We start from the raw sequence: 15,619 nt of genomic DNA on the forward strand, positions 1-15,619 counted from the left end.
CGATGACCAAGTACTGCGGAACAGTGGTCTCCAGAGTGGTGAATTGTTTGAAATTCTTAAAAAGTTCATTCATGCTGTTGAACAGACACCTGAATTGCTTCTCAAAAATGAATAATAACCATCAAATTTTCCATATGTGCCTATCCCGTAACCAAGCAGATGTCGCAACAAAACCCCGCTCTCCATGACCAGTGCGACGACAGGATATGATGCGTTCCGGTCGTCGACAGACCACGTCGGCCTCCACATGATCGGTGCTCCCCAACGGCACCATCGGACCGGTGCCCATAGATCCCGACTGGCAGTTCAATCACTTCACCGACGAGATTGGACCCGCCGTCGGGATCAACGCGGACGTGAAGGACATGGCTGCGTGGCTGATCCTCCTGTTCGGGAACGGAACCTTCGCGGAGAAGCAGGTTGTCAGGCACTGAAAACCTGACCATCATGCACAATCCCCAGACTCCCATCGCCAGGGAGATGACCGCCGACTCCAGGACCTACTTCTGCCAGGGCTGGACCTATGTGGAGAAGAACGGGACGCCTCCGGTTCTTCAGCATACCGGCGAGACCCCCGGCAACCATGCCTACATCATGTTAGTACCGGGTGAGAAACTCGGGATTGTCATCCTCGCCAACGAGGTCTGCCAGAGCCTTCCCGAGGAGATCACGGACTGGTTTTACTGGCCCTATTTCAGCACTTCCGGGCAGAAAGCGGGGCCTGGCACCGATCCGAACCTGGCAATGAAGGCATTTGTCTTCTCCGAGAAGACCCCAAGGCCCGAACACCTGGCATCGCCGCTCTCACTCAAGTCCTATCCGGAACCTTTGCGTGTCCCGTCTATGGTGACGCGACCGTCGCCCTGACCGACGGCAACTTGGTGCTCACGCTCGGGAAGGTGCCCGTGACCCTCTCGCTCTCGCCATGGGATGGGAACATCTGCCAGGCTGCCTGCCCTGCATTGCAGTGAGGGCAGCCTACGACAGCCGGGTCGTCACCGAGGACTTGGAGTACTGGATGGAAGGGCCACTCTGGGTCCGGGGCGGTATCCCGGTGATCGCTGTCGATGGTGAGACCTACGAGGTCCGGAACGGGGTCACGCTCTCCCAGTGTGGGAGGTCGAAGAACATGCTGTTCTGCGACAGGAGCCACCTTGAGGAGTGCCGGCCGGCGATGGTGGCATGAAGAAGAGGGTCGATGGGGAGGGGGAGATCCTTGCGATCACGATCGAGCAGGATGGACCGACGACCCGTGAGGCTGAAGGCCGGTCCGCTGATCGTATCGAGGACCGTGCAGGGATGAACTTTTTTCCCGCCAAACTGGACGAGTTCCGTTTTGATCCCGGCCTTCTCAATCTCGTCCAGCGTGTGTCGGATCAATCAGTTCGTGTTTCCATCCTTGTTGGGATTTCCATTGAATGCGATTACTTTCATATGATTCCTCGTTCGGATTTGTTCCGTGCAGTTTAGTTTAAGTAGTCAGTATATTATAGTAACCAATTACAAGATTGGTATTGAGTAATGTGAAGAGAACTAAGGAAAAATGTCCCTATCACTGTGAAATTGAGGCAGCTTTCGCTGTTATCGGGGGGAAACGGAAAGCCCGTATTATCTCCCATATAGGGGATGGAAAACCACGGTTTAACCAGCTGCGAGATATACTTGAGAATGTGAGCCCTCGGATGCTCGCAAAGCAGTTGAGGGAACTGGAAGAGGACGGCCTTGTGATTCGGAAGATGCATCGTGAGATCCCACCCCGGGTAGAATATGAACTGACGAAAACCGGAAGGGCGTTCATTCCGATCCTTGATAATATCAGTGACTGGGTTATCGAGTACTGTCCTGATGCGGCTCAGAAGATCGAATAATTTTAAAAATTTTGGAGAAAGATTATGGCACAACAATCCTGTCCCTACCAGTGCCCGGTTGAAGCGGCATTTGATTTTATCGGGGGAAAATGGAAAGCCCTCATCATATGGCATATCGGAAAGAGCAGCCGGCGGTATTCCGAGATTAAACAAAAACTGCCGAAAATCAGTCCGCACATCCTCTCCCGGCAGTTGAAGATGCTTGAGGACAACGGGCTCATTCTACGGAAACAACATGAAGGCATCCCCCCTCGGGTTGAATATACTCTGACAGCAGCCGGCCTCGGGCTCCTGCCAATTCTTGATCTAACCTGCGACTGGGCAATAGCGCATTATCCCGAACATATACCGAAAGGTTTTTTCAAACAACCACCCGGGTCATAAAAAAATGGGGAAGATCTCCCGCTTCTGTTTTTAATTCTTTCACATCAGTGCTCGATTGCGGTGGTAAAATAGATGTTCTGCCCCGATGCCTTGAGCGGGATCCCGTATACAATGCTACAACCTTTGATAATCCCGAGTTTCATTGCAGCAACACCGGCGCTGTACATGATACGATTATCCGCATTGTGGATGCTGGCAGTTTTTGCTGCTGAACCGACTGCAATACCGAGATCGGTTACCTTGAAGACGCAGTTCGGGCCGGCATAGTCGGTCTTTTGGGGCTTTGTTTTTTCACATGCCTGTGCCATCTCATTGCAGGTCGCATAACCACATCCCCCGCAGTTCAGCCCAATCGGGTTCTGCCCGGCAATGCCGATCAGGACCAGCGCATCGCTGGCTAGAATCTGCTCGCCATTGGTCCGGAAAAAGTCCATGCCAGTTTCCTTAGCTATCCGGATCATCTCACCGGCTATTATTTCCTGTTCTTTCCTACCGACAACCTCGATGGCAAGAGAATCAAGCCCTACGGCTTTTGGTGCGGTACGTGCTGCCAGTGCCATAAGACCGGCAACGGTTTTTACTGCATCAGTTTCTGCAGACATACATGATTATTCATGACTGGTATGTGAAAAACCGGAGAGTAACCGAATTGTGATCAGATACCAGATCTGGTATCAATTCTGATGCCCGGGAATGTTCGTCACTGTTGATCGTAATCAAGCGGTACTCCCTGACTCGTCCGCGCGACGCATCAGGGGTTCGGACTCCCCGCCGATGCAGCTCGTAACCTTCGCCTCTGATCGGGTCCTGGCACTGTCGGGGATCGATGGCGGACAGTCTGTCGTCTCCCCAATCGAAGGTCCCCTCGATCCCTGTTTCCCGAGGTCCTTATGGCACCACCACGCGATGATCGCCGGCAGGGCTTCACCTTCCACTCTGATCTCGAGGGACGAGCCGGCGCGACGTTCTGCTGATCGGTCGAGGTCTGTAAAAAATAACGGTAGGAGTTTCATATCAATCCCTATAGTCGTCGAACACTATGACGATATCATTGAAATCGACCTGGACGCCGCTACAGAGGAACAGGCCACAGAATCGATATCAGAAAATCGAAGATCTCATGTTGGAATCACCACTTTCACGATCCCTGAATGATCTGGTCTCACGATAATATTTGTTCTTAAAATTATCCCGGGCTTCTGTGGCTGTGGAAGTCCCCGGTCTTCAGGAGAGTAAGAACACGAGCACGATTGTGGTTGCTGATACGCCCAACCTGCTCGGGAACTGGAGCGGGACGATCACCGGGTACACTAAAGGGGCAGGATACGACGCCTTCTCCGACGACACCATGATCATGATGGTCACCGAACAGAAAGGCCGGATCTTCTCGGGAGATATCAGCCTCGCGAACCAGAGCGGAGTCTGGAAGGCGGTCACCTTCGCCGGGGTCATCGGCCGGGATGGCAGGACTCTCTCCATGGTCGAGGGGAAAGGAGGGCATTCTTCCGGCGACCTTATGCCTCCGGGTGAGATCGAGTTCATCTACTCGGATGAGGCCGAGCCCTTCACCATAGCGATCAACTCGCTGAAAAGGGATTGAGCTGCCCCCTCTCTTTCTTTCTCCTCAAACCACACTCATATTAAATCGTACGCGGTAACGAATAGTGTGGATTCACTCACCCATGCGCTGACGGCCGCCGTCCTTGCCTACGCCCTTGGTCTCCCGCAGCTCCTGCCGTTTATGGTGCTCGGTGCGGTCATCATCGACGCGGATGCGTTCTTCTCCCGGGTCTCGGACAGCGATCCCCGGCTCTACCTCTTCACCCATGGGGGGATCGCCCACAGCATCGGAGGGGCGGTCGTCATGGCGGTGCTGGCATGGGCCGGCATCACGCTGGCGAGCCTCGCCGGGGCGATCCCAGCTGCCCTTTTGGCACCGGCTGGCACCGTCGCATTCGCCGCCGTCCTCGGAGGGACATTCCTGCATATCGGGCTTGACTGGCTTGCCTGCCCGGGGATACCCCTCTGTGTGCCATTCTCGGATACGAAGTACACGGCCGGCATCCTCCCCGGGCCGAGCATTCTTCTCGCAGCGGTCAGCATCTTCATCCTGATCTGGATGGGGCTGGGGGTGATCGATCTTCCGACCATGATCCTCCCCTACGTGGCGATCATCTGCGCATTTCTTGCGGTCCGTTTCGCGGCGTTCTGTGGTGTCCGGGTGGTCTTCCGGGCAGACCTGAGTGGGATCCGGCGGGCCGTGCCGATGGTCAGCCCCTTCCGGTGGCTGCTGATCGGTGAGACGCCGGAGACATGGACGGTGCGGGAGTACCGGGCCCTGCTGGGGACGCCGGAGCCCACAGTATTTCTGAAGTACCGGAACACGACGGCAGCGGCGGTCGCACCCTACCTCGTCGACCCGGCGGTCAGGCGGGTCCGGTACCATTCGTACATCACGACGGTTACGCAGGAGGGGGCCGGCCTGGTCGTCGTCGACCCGCTGCGCAAGGCCGGGCTGATCTTCTATCCCCCGTACTTCACCGAGGTCCGGATTCCCCTGTAGGAAGTTAGGTCTCCTTCGCGGATAGTATGCGGCCTTAAAAGAACTGGCGAGAGAATATTGATATGAGAATACTGAGATTATGTCATCGTCGATACTGATAATATCGACAGGATGTGAACGAAATGCCTTTTGTTAAGATCGAGCATGTGGCGGGTGAGTTCTCTGCGGAACAGCGTGCTGACCTCGGCCGCGAGATCACTGACCTGGTCGCCAAAGCGGCGGGGGTACCACCAACACTGGTCTGGATCGTGTTCCACGAAATCCCGGCAGAGAACTGGATGATCGGCCGGAAGACCATCCCCGAACTCATGGGAGAAACGGGAGCGACGAAGAAGTAGGGAACCGGTTCTGCAGTATTTCAAGGGAGCGTCGCCTTACCCTCCGCCCTCGCCGTGAGTGTTGGCCGGCAGCGGCGGTGGTGTAAGGAAGAAGAGCCGGCTGGACATCGACCGAGGAAGGGGCGAAGCATTCGTACACGTTCACGGTGCCGGTGGCCGGCTCGATGACGGACCAGGTCAATCGGTTCAGTTCAGGTTCATGTCACCGACCATACCATCATCCCGATGTATTTTACAGAGTCAGAAATGAACCTGCCACGAATGGAGGCAGATTTATAGAAGTCCCTGATTTTTTCTCTTATCTCATCGGAGAGATCCAGATTGATCTGCAAATAATCCATTGCCTTTTCAGCCGCTTCAGACCAATCCTGTTCCCGATGGTCCGATCTACAGTCGAACTTGATGATCGGATGATAACCCAGGGTATAAAGGTACATGAATGGATATAACAACCCCGTCGTTAAGAGATTCTGCTCGGGTGCAACTCCCAGAATCCTGACATAGATATCACGGGGAATTTTATCCAGATTGTTCCTGATAAAATTACTATAATAACAGTACTTCTTTGAACAAGCCGTCATCCGATCAAAAGTATCCACGTCTTTGATAGCGGGTGTCATCGATGCTATGACAAGATCAAACTTATTTCGAAACCCCAGTTCATCGATATCTGCTGACCACCACGAGCATTCGACCGGGTTGATATGCAGTCCTTCACGCTCTGCCGTCTCCTTGAGGCGGTCGAGCATTCCGGATGAAATATCAAGTGACGTCACCTCTGCACCTGCACGGGCAAGGGGAATAGACAGGGATCCGTAACCACAACCGAGATCCAGAACCGTTGCCCCTGATGGTTGGAAACCAGCTTCATCCAGATGTCTAAAAAATTCAGCGTTCTTCTTCCGTTTACTCTCCTCATCTCCATCATTTCCAAACTGTCCCGCCCGTTTGTTCCACCGGACTGCCTGCAGTTCATCTGTGATCGAGTCGGATTCATCCATTGACGATCTCCAACACTCCACCCAGCATTTTACATTTTCATCCTGAATCATATGTACACCTGAATTTAGTTTCCACCATTATACCGATCATGGAAAAAATTTTCGATATTTGAATGATTGCGCCCCCCGGATCATATCATCTTGCCGAGGAATCCCATTCCTCGTCCGGGTCTACAAAAAATAGAGATTCTTCAGATAACGAGGAGAAGAACAAATAATCGCCCCCTTTGCCTGTCAGATTCATGCACGAACGTTGCGTTATTCAGGGTGATCAGAGTCGAAAACCCTACAGTTGATGCATATCCGGTTCTCCCATCTGGGAAAAGCAGATATGAGAAGAGTCCTAGGGACTCAGCACATAGAGTTACGCATCAAATCCTGGAATATACCAATCTTCGACACTTTTTATGTCTACGATCAAATCAGGGATGGTATGGTCAACACGATAGTTTCTCCGTCCTGAGCATCCGCACCTCAACCTCCTGTCCCCGAGCAAATGAATCAGATCCAGCCTTCTTATGAAGAACTGCATCTGCCCTGACCCCCATCATCTGTCCGAATTTTCTCTTGACGGGGGTGATCAGTGTCTTTCCATTCTTCTGATAGACCTTCATCATCAGGAACAGATCAAACCCCTTAAAAGAGACAATCTCTTCAGTGAGTGTCCCTTTGACACAGGTATCCTGAGGAATCGGCACATCCCATTGCCTGAGCAGGGGGTATACCAATTCATGAAGAGCGGTCAGTGATGCGATTGAGGGACCAGGCATTCCAATCACAGGTCTTCCATTGACCTGAGCCAGGGTCACCGGTTTTCCAGGCCCCATCGCAACCCCATGGAAGAGGAGGGTCCCGCTTTGTTCCAATGCATCAACAGTATAATCCTTCGATCCGGCAGAAGAACCACCAAAGATCAGAACCATGTCACACTCTCTGCAGATCTTCGATACCTCCCGGGCAATAGAGGCAGGATCATCCGGAAGAATCGGATAGATCTCCGGGGTGATCCCGTATTGTTTCAGATACGTCGCAATCATGGACGAATTACTATCTACGATCTGACCGGGGAGCGGGATCTTATCAGGAGAGATAATCTCATCACCGGTTGCGATCAGACCGATCCTCCAGGTCTTAATCCGGACATCAGGTATGCCATAGGTAAGCAGTGCCCCGATATCGAACGGGATGATAATGTGCCCCTTCTCCATGACCAGATCCCCTTTTACAATATCATCTCCGCACGGGATAGTGTTCTGGAAAGGTGAAACCTGAGTATGAATCCGGTATCTCTTCTCGGCAACCAGCGTGATCTCTTCCATAGGGATGACTGCGTCATACCCCTCAGGTATTGGCATGCCGGTGTTTACCCGGGGAGCTTCCAGTTCAATACCGGTATCCTCTCCCGCCCCGATCGTCTCATCACTCTTCACGGCAATTCCATCGGGTCCGGAGAGGATCAGAGGAGGATTGGTCCGGTTCGAGTAGACCAGCTCAGCGAGGACACGACCTGACGCATCGGAAACCGGGATACATTCCGAATGATCCGGTGACTCAAATGACGTAACAATAATCTTTTTTGCTTCTGTCAGTGGCAAAAATTGTGAATTACTACATGTTCGCGGCATAGTGATCACCTGAAGATTGATCACAATAGGATTGGAAGAGTGATAAACTATTCTTTTGAACTTGTTATAATATCAACTGTTTATAATTATAAAAGTGCAGAGTAATTTCGGATGAAGGGCAATGACCGACCTCAATCGATTCAAACTATCTCGAAAAAACAGGCCTTAGTGTGATCGATATGAGAGTGCCCGATCAAGCGTTTCAAAGTGCACCGGGATTACTGATATCTGGTGAGATCAGATCCAAACCCACACCATATATCACTCTTTGATTTGTTCCTCAATTTCCAGTTCACATTTTCGTATGACATGATCCAAGTAACGATGTCCTTGAGTTCAACCGCGAAAACCTATTCATTCCTGTTTTAAATGACTTTGGCAGGGAGTAACTTCTGCAGTCATCTCTAGGTTCCAGCAGCAGGGATACCTGGCGGTCAGGTCCCGACCCGACACCATGCCCCTCGATCTGCTTGCCCGGTCATCCGAAGAGTTGGTGCTGGTCCGAATCGGGTGAGTCCGGTGGTTGTCTCCATCGCTTCATGCGATCCCAGACCTTCACAGAGAGGAGATTCTGATCCTCCGCAGTCTCCCGAACTGGAGGGACCCGCAGTTCGACCGGATCTGACTCTCGGTCTCCTGCCCTTGGCTGGAGGGTCTTCGAAATGATAGTAATTGAAGAGATACGGGATATTTGACCCATTCATCCCCTCTATGCTCTGCTCTTTTTAACTTCTTCTTGCTGTGTTGCATAACTCAAATATGGGCAAAAAAATGGACTTTTTAACTCCATATCCCCACAGTTAATAGGCGATTTTCGCATTATGCAACAAAGTAGATGAGGATATACCCTAGTTATGCAACACAGCAGTGTACTGAAAAAGTTTATATCTTATTACGCCCCCCACAGGGATGGTGAAATAGAATGGTAGAGCATAAGAAGGGTCAGAATGAGGAAACTATGCGTTCCGAACCTGTGCCATCCCGGGAGGGACGCAAAGCCACGGGTAGTGTACGTGGTGGTACTCCTGAACAGCACAGTATGAGTGCCCGTGGAATCAAATCCTCAAAGAACCAGAAGAACTCAAAGGGTTCTGGTGGTGTGCGTGGCGGCACTCCTGAGCAGCACAGCCTGAGTGCCCGTGGAATCAAATCGAGTGGTATGAGCAGGTCGGCTGAGGATTCCTCGCATCATTCTTCCGGTCGAGGATCCTGAAGGTCTTGAAGAGATTTTGGGAAGAGTTCCACAGGTCTGGTGGTCTCTGACCGCGATCAGGTCTGCGGGTTACTTCCCCTGTTGATGCTCGGCCATATCAGTATAGGGCTTTAAGGGTATCTTTATGTCCTGTATGTTCCGCTATTGCTAATGTTTAATAGGTAAAAAGACCAATTCATTCTCATACGACTAGATGATTTTTTTGATTGAGCCAGTTGACAGTACCGTGAATGCTGACACCGGAAAGATGCCATGCCACCCTGCAATGCAGAAAGGCCCGGGGCACCGGCAATTCACCACTGCACCGGTTTGCTTCTCATCTGGTGATCAGGGAGGGATCCCGTTATGGAACACACCCGAGTCAGAGAATTTATAGCCCTCTCCCCAGACAGCAGAGTATGGGGGGAGATCATCACAGAACCACTGTTGACCGTCGCACAGGTGGCCGCGATCCTGCAGATCCGCGAAAAACTGGTCCGGAACCATATCAAGGAAAAACGGCTCAGAGCGGTTAAGATCGGTAAATACTGGCGGATCAAGTCGGAAGACCTTTCAGATTTTATTGAAGGAAGGACCGGGTCATCTGAAAGCACAATCCCGTCCCATGGGGTTGAGGATGATCCTGACCTCAACGCCGATAAAGAATAGTCCCGCCGCTTTTTTATTATTTCCACAGGCTGATTGGAGGAGATCCAAACCAGTCGGATCCTGCAAATATAAAGAAAAAAGATGTGGGGCAGTCCTATGACTGCTCGTCAGGGACGAACTTGGTCCCATAGTAGATCACTCCACTGTTCCCCTCGGTTGCGACCTTGCGGAAGACACTCTTGACCCGCATCCCGATCCTGATCTCTTCTGGAAGGCAGATAACCTGTGCGGTGAACTGAGGGCCCTCGTCCAGTTTTATGATCGCAAGCACATAGGGGGTCTGCTGTGAGAACTGGTCCGAGGCTGACCTGATCACGGTGTGGGTGACGACGGTCCCCTTCCCCTCGAAGGTATGGTCCTCGATGACCCCAGTCCGCCTGCAGTCCGGGCAGAAAGTCCGGGGCGGGAAGAACCTTCTCCCGCAGGTGGTGCACTCAGTCCCGACCAGATTGTACCGCTGCGGGATCTTGCGCCAGAATCGTGCGACCGGCATGATCAGGCCCTCCCGAGGATATGGACAGCCACCGAAGCCCCGGTTCCGCCGACATTCTGAGTCATTCCAATCTCTGCACCGTCGATCTGCCGCTTGCCGGCCTCCCCACGGAGTTGCTTCACGATCTCCCAGACCTGCTTGATCCCGGTCGCGCCGACCGGGTGGCCACAGGCCTTCAGCCCGCCGCTGGTATTGACCGGAAGCTTGCCGTTCAGTGCGGTCACGCCCTCCTCGGTCAGTTTGCCGGCCTCGCCCTTCTTACAGAACCCGAGATCCTCGATCGCACAGATCTCTGCGATCGTGAAGCAATCGTGCACCTCGACCAGATCGATATCCTTCCGTTCGAGCTTCGCCATCTTGAAGGCCCGGTCTCCTGCAGCAACCGTCGCGTCCATCGTACTGATGTCCCGTCGATCATGAAGAGCGATCGTGTCCGATGCCTGTGCGGTAGCAAGCACCTTGATAGGGGTATCGGTGAACTCGTGCGCCCGCTCCAGTGGAGCCAGGATCACCGCGGCCGCCCCATCGGTGATCGGAGAACAGTCAAAGAGTCGCAACGGGTCAGCGACCAGCGAGGAGTTGATGACGGTGTCGATCGAGATCTCATGCTGAAACTGTGCGATCGGATTCCTGGCCCCATTATAGTGGTTCTTGACGGCGACCTGTGCCAGCTGCTCTCTGGTCAGCGGGTACCGGTTCATATAATCAGTGGCGATCATCGCGTACAGCCCAGGGAAGGTGGCTCCGACGAACCCTTCCCATTCCCGGTCTGCTGCCGCTGCCAGGGCGTCCACGCTGGTTGGGGTGTCGACATCGGTCATCTTCTCGACCCCGCCGGCGACCACGATATCCTCCATGCCGCTAGCCACCGCGATGACAGCCTGACGGAACGCAAGCCCGCCTGAACAGCAGGCCGACTCAACCCTCGTCGAGGGGGTGTGCTCTGAGGCGAGACCGGAATAGTCCGCGATCAGGGCGCCGATATGCTCCTGATCGATGAACCGGCCGGCACTCATGTTTCCGACATAGAGGGCATCGATCGTTTCGCCTGATATATTGGCGTCCTCGATGGCCATTCCCCCCGCCTCGACAAAGAGGTTCCTAAACGATGTCCCCCACTTCTCTCCAAAGGTGGTACATCCCACTCCAATCACTGCGACATCTCTCATTCTTGCATCACGATCTTTCCTTTGTGTCTTGCATACAGTGCATAGTCCAGGTAGATAGGGTTCTTCAGCAGGTCCTCCACTGAAGGGGCCGCCTTCCTGTTGATCAGGTCGGATTCGATATGATCAGTTACTTCGATGTCGAACGCATCGCTGCCGGCGCCTGACCCAAACGAGGCGACGAAGATCCGGTCACCTGCCTTCGCGATATCGAGCGTGGCTGCGAGGCCAATCATCGAGGCCCCGGAATAGGTGTTTCCAAGCCGTGGAACCACGAGCCCAGGTCTGATCTGTTCGGGAGTGAACCCGAGCATCTTGGCGACCTTCTGTGGGAACTTCGCGTTGGGCTGGTGGAAGACGGCGTAGTCGTAGTCCTTCGGTGACTTGTCGATCTGATCGAAGAGGAGGTTGACCGCTCCCATCGTGTGCTTGAAATAACCGGGTTCACCGGTGAACCTGCCGCCATGCCGTGGATAACTCTGCCCTTCGCGCCTCCAGAAGTCAGGGGTGTCGGTGGTGAACGAGACGGTGTGGTGGAGTTCTGCAATCGGATCGTCCTTACCAATGATGAACGCCGCTCCGCCTGCCGCTGCCGTGTATTCGAGGGCATCGCTCGGTGCACCCTGCGCAACATCCGAGCCGATCGCCACGCCGTACTTGATCATGCCGCTTCCGACTAGACCCATGCAGGCCTGGATGCCAGCGGTTCCCGCTTTGCAGGCAAACTCATAGTCGGCCGCGGTCATGTTCGGAGTCGCGGCGATTGCCTCACCAACGGTACACGCGGTCGGCTTGACGGCGTACGGGTGCGACTCGCTCCCGACATAGATGGCCCCAATCGCCTCGCGATCCACATCCCGTCGCTTCAGCGCGTTCCTGGCCGCTTCGACCGCCATCGTGGCGGTGTCCTCATCCAGGTCAGGGACCGACTTCTCCTTCACCCCGAGCCCTGATGTGATGTCATGTGCGTTGTCCCCCCAGACCCGGGCGATCTCTTCGAGTTTGATCCTGTACCGGGGGATATACGCCCCGTATGTGATGATGCCTACCATTCCTGACCTCTCAGTACTGCAATAATCTTCTCTATCTCCATACTCGTGCAGAGGACCGTGATCCGGTCTTTGTCTGCAAGCAGTGGTACAATTGGATGCACCTCCTCGGGCGTGATCCCCTGTAGCACCACACATCGTGGTTTAAACGAGGTGACTCTGATCGCAACCATCGGGGATTTGCCATTTGAAACCCCGTTGAAGATCATTGCACGCTCGGTCGACCAACCGTAGAGTCGGTTGAACTCATTTGAGGAGAGCTGCACAATCGCATTCTGGCTGTTGATCACTGTGTATCCGTACAGCGACTGGTCGAGCGAACCGCAGAGGTGGGTCGCATTGATCACCTCTGCAAACTCCCGAAGGGGGACCTGGACTGCGTACTCATGCATATCATAGATCACCTCGTCGTCGAAGTCAGCATAGAGCATCGTGCTGAACTTCTGGATATACCGCCCTCCCTGGGCCTCGTCCATCGAGAGGATCGTGTCGACGATCTTTCCGACGACTGCGGTCCCCGGCGATTTCCTTCGCCCGCTCTCATAGTCGCTGATCACAGATGGGGATACCTCAAGCCGTTCTGCGAGCACACCCTGCGGAATGTCAAAACTCATCCGCCACTTCTTTAGGGCCTTCCCTGGTGAGTCCGAAAGCGTGATCTCACCAGCCATCTTTTCGGCGAGTTGATGACGCAGTCCGGATTTCATAGTATACCATCTGGGCGGGTATATTAAATAATTAACGAATGGTCATTCGACATATCACGTATCTCACCAATATCCCACTCCAAAATCCATAAATAGTAAGCATCTCAATTTTGATATATGCTAGAAGCAGAGGATCTCCAGTGCCTGAAGGCGATTGCACTGATCGGCGGGTGCAATGGCCCGGTCCTGATCTCGTCGCAGACCCTGGCCGGGACACTCGGGATCAGCCCGCAGACCGCCTCCCGCCGGCTCATCGCCCTCGAAGCCGGGCTATTAATCACACGGTCGCTCCATCCTGATGGTCAGTATGTGACGATCACCAGGGATGGCGAGGAGGCCCTGCATCGGGAGTACTCAGATTACTGCAGGGTCTTTGAGCGGAAGGTCGCCCAGTTTCAGCTGAACGGGACGGTGGTCAGTGGCGTCGGGGAGGGGCGGTATTATGTCGGACTGCCCCATTATCGCGAGCAGTTTCATAAGAAACTCGGTTTCTCCCCGTTCCCCGGAACCCTGAACATTCGGCTGAATGGACCGAGCGTTCAGGTCAGAAAGAGACTTGAATCTGTGGACTGGGTGCCAATTGAAGGTTTTACTGCAGATGAACGGACCTTTGGGGGGGCCAGGGCCCTCCCCTGCAGTATACAGGGATATCGGTGTGCGATCGTGGTCCCTGGCAGGACCCATTACCCAGACGATGTGATCGAGGTGATTGCTGCCGAAGGGCTGCGCGAGACCCTGCAATTGAAGGATATGGATACTGTAACCGTGGAGGTACTGGATGATTGATGATGCATTGAACGCACTACGCGAAGGAAAGATGATACTGCTCTATGACTTTGAAACCCGGGAAGGGGAGACTGATTTCGCGATCTGTGCCGACGCGGTCACACCACAGCACATTCTTCAGATGAGGAAGGACGGTGGCGGCCTGATCTGTACCGCAATCGATCCAGTGGCAGCAGAACTGCTTCATCTCCCGTTCGCTACGGACCTGCTGCAGGCTACGGGTGTGGTTGAACAGGACGGGGAGATCCCGTATGATCGGAGCAACCACTCCTCGTTCTCGATCTGGGTGAATCATAAGAAGACCTTCACCGGGATCCCTGACCGCGATCGTGCGCTGACGATCTCGTCGATCGGCGCCCAGGTGAAGAAGGTGCTGGCCGGCGAGCCTGATACCTTTCATGCCGAGTTCCGTACCCCCGGTCATGTGGCGCTGCTGCGGGCCGCAGACGATTTGCTCGCCCAGCGGCGTGGACAGACAGAACTCTCGGTGACTCTGGCCCGGATGGCCGGCGTGACACCGGCTATTGCGATCTGCGAGATGCTCGACGATGAGACCGGCCTGGCCCTGAAGAAGGACGATGCGATCCGATATGCAGAAGAGCATGGACTGATCTTTGTCTCAGGGAAGGAGGTTCTGGACGCCGTCAGGCTCTCCAGCAACAAACAGGGATGCCAGCGTTCGATGGAGGGTCCGGGCAGTTCTCATAACACCAGCGATGTTGTTGCTGCCAGAGGACTGTGTGATACGCTGCATGGAACAGATACCACCGTGACCATGGAGGCTCAGAATGATCGATGATGCCCTGAACGCACTGCGCGATGGAAAGATGATCCTGCTCTACGACTTTGCAGATCGGGAAGGGGAGACCGACTTTGCAATCTGTGCCGATGTGGTCACACCACAGCACATTCTTCAGATGAGGAAGGACGGTGGCGGCCTGATCTGCACTGCGATCGATCCGGTGGCTGCAAAACTGCTTCATCTCCCGTTCGCTACGGACCTGCTGCAGGCTACGGGTGTGGTCGAACAGGACGGGGAGATCCCGTACGATCGGAGCAACCACTCCTCGTTCTCGATCTGGGTGAATCATAAGAAGACCTTCACCGGGATCCCTGACCGCGATCGTGCGCTGACGATCTCGTCGATCGGCGCCCAGGTGAAGAAGGTGCTGGCCGGCGAGCCTGATACCTTCCATGCCGAGTTCCGTACCCCCGGTCATGTGGCGCTGTTGCGGGCCGCAGACGATTTGCTCGCCCAGCGGTGCGGGCAGACCGAACTATCAGTGACTCTGGCCCGGATGGCCGGTGTGACGCCAGCCATTGCGATCTGCGAGATGTTGGACGACGAGACTGGTCTAGCCCTGAAGAAGGACGATGCGATCAGGTATGCACAGGATCACGGGCTGGTCTTTGTCGAGGGGAAGGACGTCTTCGAGGCTACCGGGATCTCTTGCTTACATGAGGGTGTATGCCAGACGAGCGGTACGAACACTACCGTGGACTGCTGATTGATCCCAACCCTACCGCCCGGTGGAAGGGGGCTGAAGCTCTCGGCAGGCTTGGGGACCCCAGGGCGGTCGACGATCTGATCGGGGCGCTTCAGGACGAGGATCGGTTCGTTCGGAAGAAGGCGGTCTGGGCTCTCGGCAGACTTGGGGATCCACGGGCGATTCCCCCGCTCCGAGGGCTCTACCGGACTGAAGACCCTGATATCCAGAATCTGATCCGTGAGGTCCAGCAGATCATTCTCCACACTGTCTCCTCTCGACGTTAAGATC

The 15,619-nt window shown here is 54.4% G+C and carries 23 protein-coding genes; 14 read left to right on the forward strand and 9 right to left on the reverse strand.

What is annotated here, in order from left to right:
• Nucleotides 1-281: 281 nt before the first annotated feature.
• From MPAL_RS16365 to MPAL_RS12465, 6 genes are read left to right on the forward strand one after another with little or no spacing between them, the layout of a single operon-like run.
• Nucleotides 282-434 (forward strand): hypothetical protein, encoded by a 153-nt coding sequence (locus tag MPAL_RS16365; protein WP_158303683.1) that lies wholly within the window; start codon nucleotides 282-284, stop codon nucleotides 432-434.
• Nucleotides 421-867, forward strand: coding sequence for a serine hydrolase (locus tag MPAL_RS12445; RefSeq protein ID WP_048145392.1), 447 nt, complete (start codon nucleotides 421-423; stop codon nucleotides 865-867). The genes MPAL_RS16365 and MPAL_RS12445 overlap by 14 nt, the downstream gene beginning before the upstream one ends.
• 58 nt (nucleotides 868-925) lie before the next feature.
• Nucleotides 926-1,186, forward strand: a complete 261-nt coding sequence (locus MPAL_RS17110) for a CDGSH iron-sulfur domain-containing protein (protein WP_012619089.1) — start codon at nucleotides 926-928, stop codon at nucleotides 1,184-1,186.
• Nucleotides 1,183-1,470, forward strand: coding sequence for a hypothetical protein (locus MPAL_RS12455; RefSeq protein ID WP_048145393.1), 288 nt, complete (start codon nucleotides 1,183-1,185; stop codon nucleotides 1,468-1,470). Before MPAL_RS17110 ends, MPAL_RS12455 begins: the two co-directional genes overlap by 4 nt.
• A gap of 53 nt (nucleotides 1,471-1,523) precedes the next feature.
• The gene (locus MPAL_RS12460) at nucleotides 1,524-1,868 is read left to right on the forward strand and encodes a winged helix-turn-helix transcriptional regulator (RefSeq protein ID WP_012619090.1); all 345 of its coding nucleotides are present in this window, start codon (nucleotides 1,524-1,526) and stop codon (nucleotides 1,866-1,868) included.
• Nucleotides 1,869-1,892: 24 nt separating this feature from the next.
• Nucleotides 1,893-2,252 (forward strand): winged helix-turn-helix transcriptional regulator, encoded by a 360-nt coding sequence (locus MPAL_RS12465; protein WP_012619091.1) that lies wholly within the window; start codon nucleotides 1,893-1,895, stop codon nucleotides 2,250-2,252.
• Between the two features lie 44 nt (nucleotides 2,253-2,296).
• Here the strand turns inward: MPAL_RS12465 and MPAL_RS12470 are convergent, their stop codons facing one another.
• Both MPAL_RS12470 and MPAL_RS15975 read right to left on the reverse strand, forming a co-directional pair.
• The gene (locus MPAL_RS12470; RefSeq protein ID WP_012619092.1) at nucleotides 2,297-2,854 is read right to left on the reverse strand and encodes a ferredoxin domain-containing protein; all 558 of its coding nucleotides are present in this window, start codon (nucleotides 2,852-2,854) and stop codon (nucleotides 2,297-2,299) included.
• 114 nt (nucleotides 2,855-2,968) lie between these two features.
• Nucleotides 2,969-3,265 (reverse strand): hypothetical protein, encoded by a 297-nt coding sequence (locus MPAL_RS15975; RefSeq protein ID WP_012619093.1) that lies wholly within the window; start codon nucleotides 3,263-3,265, stop codon nucleotides 2,969-2,971.
• A gap of 188 nt (nucleotides 3,266-3,453) precedes the next feature.
• On the opposite strand from MPAL_RS15975, the gene MPAL_RS12480 reads away from it, so the two are divergent.
• The 3 genes from MPAL_RS12480 to MPAL_RS12490 all read left to right on the forward strand — a co-directional run bounded on the left by MPAL_RS12480 (nucleotide 3,454) and on the right by MPAL_RS12490 (nucleotide 5,153).
• On the forward strand, nucleotides 3,454-3,852 hold the full coding sequence (locus tag MPAL_RS12480; protein ID WP_012619094.1) for a hypothetical protein: 399 nt from the start codon (nucleotides 3,454-3,456) through the stop codon (nucleotides 3,850-3,852).
• A 66-nt stretch (nucleotides 3,853-3,918) separates the two neighbouring features.
• Nucleotides 3,919-4,815 (forward strand): metal-dependent hydrolase, encoded by an 897-nt coding sequence (locus MPAL_RS12485; protein ID WP_012619095.1) that lies wholly within the window; start codon nucleotides 3,919-3,921, stop codon nucleotides 4,813-4,815.
• A gap of 122 nt (nucleotides 4,816-4,937) precedes the next feature.
• Nucleotides 4,938-5,153 carry a tautomerase family protein gene (locus MPAL_RS12490; protein ID WP_012619096.1) on the forward strand — a complete coding sequence of 72 codons (216 nt, stop codon included), beginning with the start codon at nucleotides 4,938-4,940 and terminating at the stop codon, nucleotides 5,151-5,153.
• On the opposite strand, the gene MPAL_RS15980 is transcribed toward MPAL_RS12490, so the two are convergent.
• The 3 genes from MPAL_RS15980 to MPAL_RS12500 form a co-directional block, all read right to left on the reverse strand.
• Nucleotides 5,122-5,334 (reverse strand): hypothetical protein, encoded by a 213-nt coding sequence (locus MPAL_RS15980; protein WP_148208244.1) that lies wholly within the window; start codon nucleotides 5,332-5,334, stop codon nucleotides 5,122-5,124. The two genes, MPAL_RS12490 and MPAL_RS15980, sit on opposite strands and share 32 nt — an antisense overlap.
• Before the next feature lie 16 nt (nucleotides 5,335-5,350).
• Nucleotides 5,351-6,154 carry a class I SAM-dependent methyltransferase gene (locus MPAL_RS12495; protein WP_012619097.1) on the reverse strand — a complete coding sequence of 268 codons (804 nt, stop codon included), beginning with the start codon at nucleotides 6,152-6,154 and terminating at the stop codon, nucleotides 5,351-5,353.
• A 437-nt stretch (nucleotides 6,155-6,591) separates the two neighbouring features.
• Nucleotides 6,592-7,779, reverse strand: coding sequence for a molybdopterin-binding protein (locus MPAL_RS12500; RefSeq protein ID WP_012619098.1), 1,188 nt, complete (start codon nucleotides 7,777-7,779; stop codon nucleotides 6,592-6,594).
• A 1,558-nt stretch (nucleotides 7,780-9,337) separates the two neighbouring features.
• Here MPAL_RS12500 and MPAL_RS12505 point away from each other — a divergent pair.
• Nucleotides 9,338-9,640 (forward strand): helix-turn-helix domain-containing protein, encoded by a 303-nt coding sequence (locus MPAL_RS12505; protein WP_012619099.1) that lies wholly within the window; start codon nucleotides 9,338-9,340, stop codon nucleotides 9,638-9,640.
• Nucleotides 9,641-9,734: 94 nt separating this feature from the next.
• Here MPAL_RS12505 and MPAL_RS12510 read toward each other — a convergent pair whose 3' ends face one another.
• Genes MPAL_RS12510 through MPAL_RS12525 form a run of 4 tightly spaced genes read right to left on the reverse strand, consistent with a single transcriptional unit; the run spans nucleotide 9,735 to nucleotide 13,055 of the window.
• Entirely contained in the window at nucleotides 9,735-10,133 is a 399-nt protein-coding gene (locus MPAL_RS12510; protein WP_012619100.1) for a Zn-ribbon domain-containing OB-fold protein, read from the reverse strand.
• 2 nt (nucleotides 10,134-10,135) lie between these two features.
• On the reverse strand, nucleotides 10,136-11,302 hold the full coding sequence (locus tag MPAL_RS12515; protein ID WP_012619101.1) for a thiolase domain-containing protein: 1,167 nt from the start codon (nucleotides 11,300-11,302) through the stop codon (nucleotides 10,136-10,138).
• Nucleotides 11,299-12,351 carry a hydroxymethylglutaryl-CoA synthase gene (locus MPAL_RS12520; protein WP_012619102.1) on the reverse strand — a complete coding sequence of 351 codons (1,053 nt, stop codon included), beginning with the start codon at nucleotides 12,349-12,351 and terminating at the stop codon, nucleotides 11,299-11,301. Before MPAL_RS12520 ends, MPAL_RS12515 begins: the two co-directional genes overlap by 4 nt.
• Nucleotides 12,345-13,055, reverse strand: a complete 711-nt coding sequence (locus MPAL_RS12525; protein ID WP_012619103.1) for a helix-turn-helix domain-containing protein — start codon at nucleotides 13,053-13,055, stop codon at nucleotides 12,345-12,347. Before MPAL_RS12525 ends, MPAL_RS12520 begins: the two co-directional genes overlap by 7 nt.
• 117 nt (nucleotides 13,056-13,172) lie before the next feature.
• Here MPAL_RS12525 and MPAL_RS12530 point away from each other — a divergent pair, with 117 nt between their 5' ends.
• The 4 genes from MPAL_RS12530 to MPAL_RS12545 are packed head-to-tail and all read left to right on the forward strand — an operon-like array spanning nucleotide 13,173 to nucleotide 15,615.
• On the forward strand, nucleotides 13,173-13,841 hold the full coding sequence (locus MPAL_RS12530) for a DUF120 domain-containing protein (protein WP_012619104.1): 669 nt from the start codon (nucleotides 13,173-13,175) through the stop codon (nucleotides 13,839-13,841).
• Complete coding sequence (gene ribB / locus MPAL_RS12535; RefSeq protein WP_012619105.1) at nucleotides 13,834-14,640, forward strand: 3,4-dihydroxy-2-butanone-4-phosphate synthase; 807 nt, start codon at nucleotides 13,834-13,836, stop codon at nucleotides 14,638-14,640. Before MPAL_RS12530 ends, ribB (MPAL_RS12535) begins: the two co-directional genes overlap by 8 nt.
• Entirely contained in the window at nucleotides 14,630-15,349 is a 720-nt protein-coding gene (gene ribB / locus MPAL_RS12540) for a 3,4-dihydroxy-2-butanone-4-phosphate synthase (RefSeq protein ID WP_012619106.1), read from the forward strand. Before ribB (MPAL_RS12535) ends, ribB (MPAL_RS12540) begins: the two co-directional genes overlap by 11 nt.
• On the forward strand, nucleotides 15,310-15,615 hold the full coding sequence (locus MPAL_RS12545) for a HEAT repeat domain-containing protein (RefSeq protein ID WP_012619107.1): 306 nt from the start codon (nucleotides 15,310-15,312) through the stop codon (nucleotides 15,613-15,615). Before ribB (MPAL_RS12540) ends, MPAL_RS12545 begins: the two co-directional genes overlap by 40 nt.
• The last annotated feature ends 4 nt before the right edge of the window (nucleotides 15,616-15,619 follow it).

This window comes from Methanosphaerula palustris E1-9c (assembly GCF_000021965.1).
In the GTDB taxonomy this organism is placed as follows: Archaea; Halobacteriota; Methanomicrobia; order Methanomicrobiales; family Methanospirillaceae; genus Methanosphaerula; species Methanosphaerula palustris.

What these genes read in the sequence shown, in the direction of transcription:
- ribB (WP_012619105.1), top strand. Translation starts at nt 13,834, where the DNA reads ATGATTGATGATGCATTGAACGCACTACGCGAAGGAAAGATGATACTG.
- MPAL_RS12515 (WP_012619101.1), bottom strand. Translation starts at nt 11,302, where the DNA reads ATGAGAGATGTCGCAGTGATTGGAGTGGGATGTACCACCTTTGGAGAG.
- MPAL_RS12505 (WP_012619099.1), top strand. Translation starts at nt 9,338, where the DNA reads ATGGAACACACCCGAGTCAGAGAATTTATAGCCCTCTCCCCAGACAGC.
- ribB (WP_012619106.1), top strand. Translation starts at nt 14,630, where the DNA reads ATGATCGATGATGCCCTGAACGCACTGCGCGATGGAAAGATGATCCTG.
- MPAL_RS12545 (WP_012619107.1), top strand. Translation starts at nt 15,310, where the DNA reads ATGCCAGACGAGCGGTACGAACACTACCGTGGACTGCTGATTGATCCC.
- MPAL_RS15975 (WP_012619093.1), bottom strand. Translation starts at nt 3,265, where the DNA reads ATGAAACTCCTACCGTTATTTTTTACAGACCTCGACCGATCAGCAGAA.
- MPAL_RS12525 (WP_012619103.1), bottom strand. Translation starts at nt 13,055, where the DNA reads ATGAAATCCGGACTGCGTCATCAACTCGCCGAAAAGATGGCTGGTGAG.
- MPAL_RS12510 (WP_012619100.1), bottom strand. Translation starts at nt 10,133, where the DNA reads ATGCCGGTCGCACGATTCTGGCGCAAGATCCCGCAGCGGTACAATCTG.
- MPAL_RS12530 (WP_012619104.1), top strand. Translation starts at nt 13,173, where the DNA reads ATGCTAGAAGCAGAGGATCTCCAGTGCCTGAAGGCGATTGCACTGATC.
- MPAL_RS12500 (WP_012619098.1), bottom strand. Translation starts at nt 7,779, where the DNA reads ATGCCGCGAACATGTAGTAATTCACAATTTTTGCCACTGACAGAAGCA.
- MPAL_RS12455 (WP_048145393.1), top strand. Translation starts at nt 1,183, where the DNA reads ATGAAGAAGAGGGTCGATGGGGAGGGGGAGATCCTTGCGATCACGATC.
- MPAL_RS12490 (WP_012619096.1), top strand. Translation starts at nt 4,938, where the DNA reads ATGCCTTTTGTTAAGATCGAGCATGTGGCGGGTGAGTTCTCTGCGGAA.
- MPAL_RS12495 (WP_012619097.1), bottom strand. Translation starts at nt 6,154, where the DNA reads ATGGATGAATCCGACTCGATCACAGATGAACTGCAGGCAGTCCGGTGG.
- MPAL_RS17110 (WP_012619089.1), top strand. Translation starts at nt 926, where the DNA reads ATGGGATGGGAACATCTGCCAGGCTGCCTGCCCTGCATTGCAGTGAGG.
- MPAL_RS12470 (WP_012619092.1), bottom strand. Translation starts at nt 2,854, where the DNA reads ATGTCTGCAGAAACTGATGCAGTAAAAACCGTTGCCGGTCTTATGGCA.
- MPAL_RS12465 (WP_012619091.1), top strand. Translation starts at nt 1,893, where the DNA reads ATGGCACAACAATCCTGTCCCTACCAGTGCCCGGTTGAAGCGGCATTT.
- MPAL_RS12520 (WP_012619102.1), bottom strand. Translation starts at nt 12,351, where the DNA reads ATGGTAGGCATCATCACATACGGGGCGTATATCCCCCGGTACAGGATC.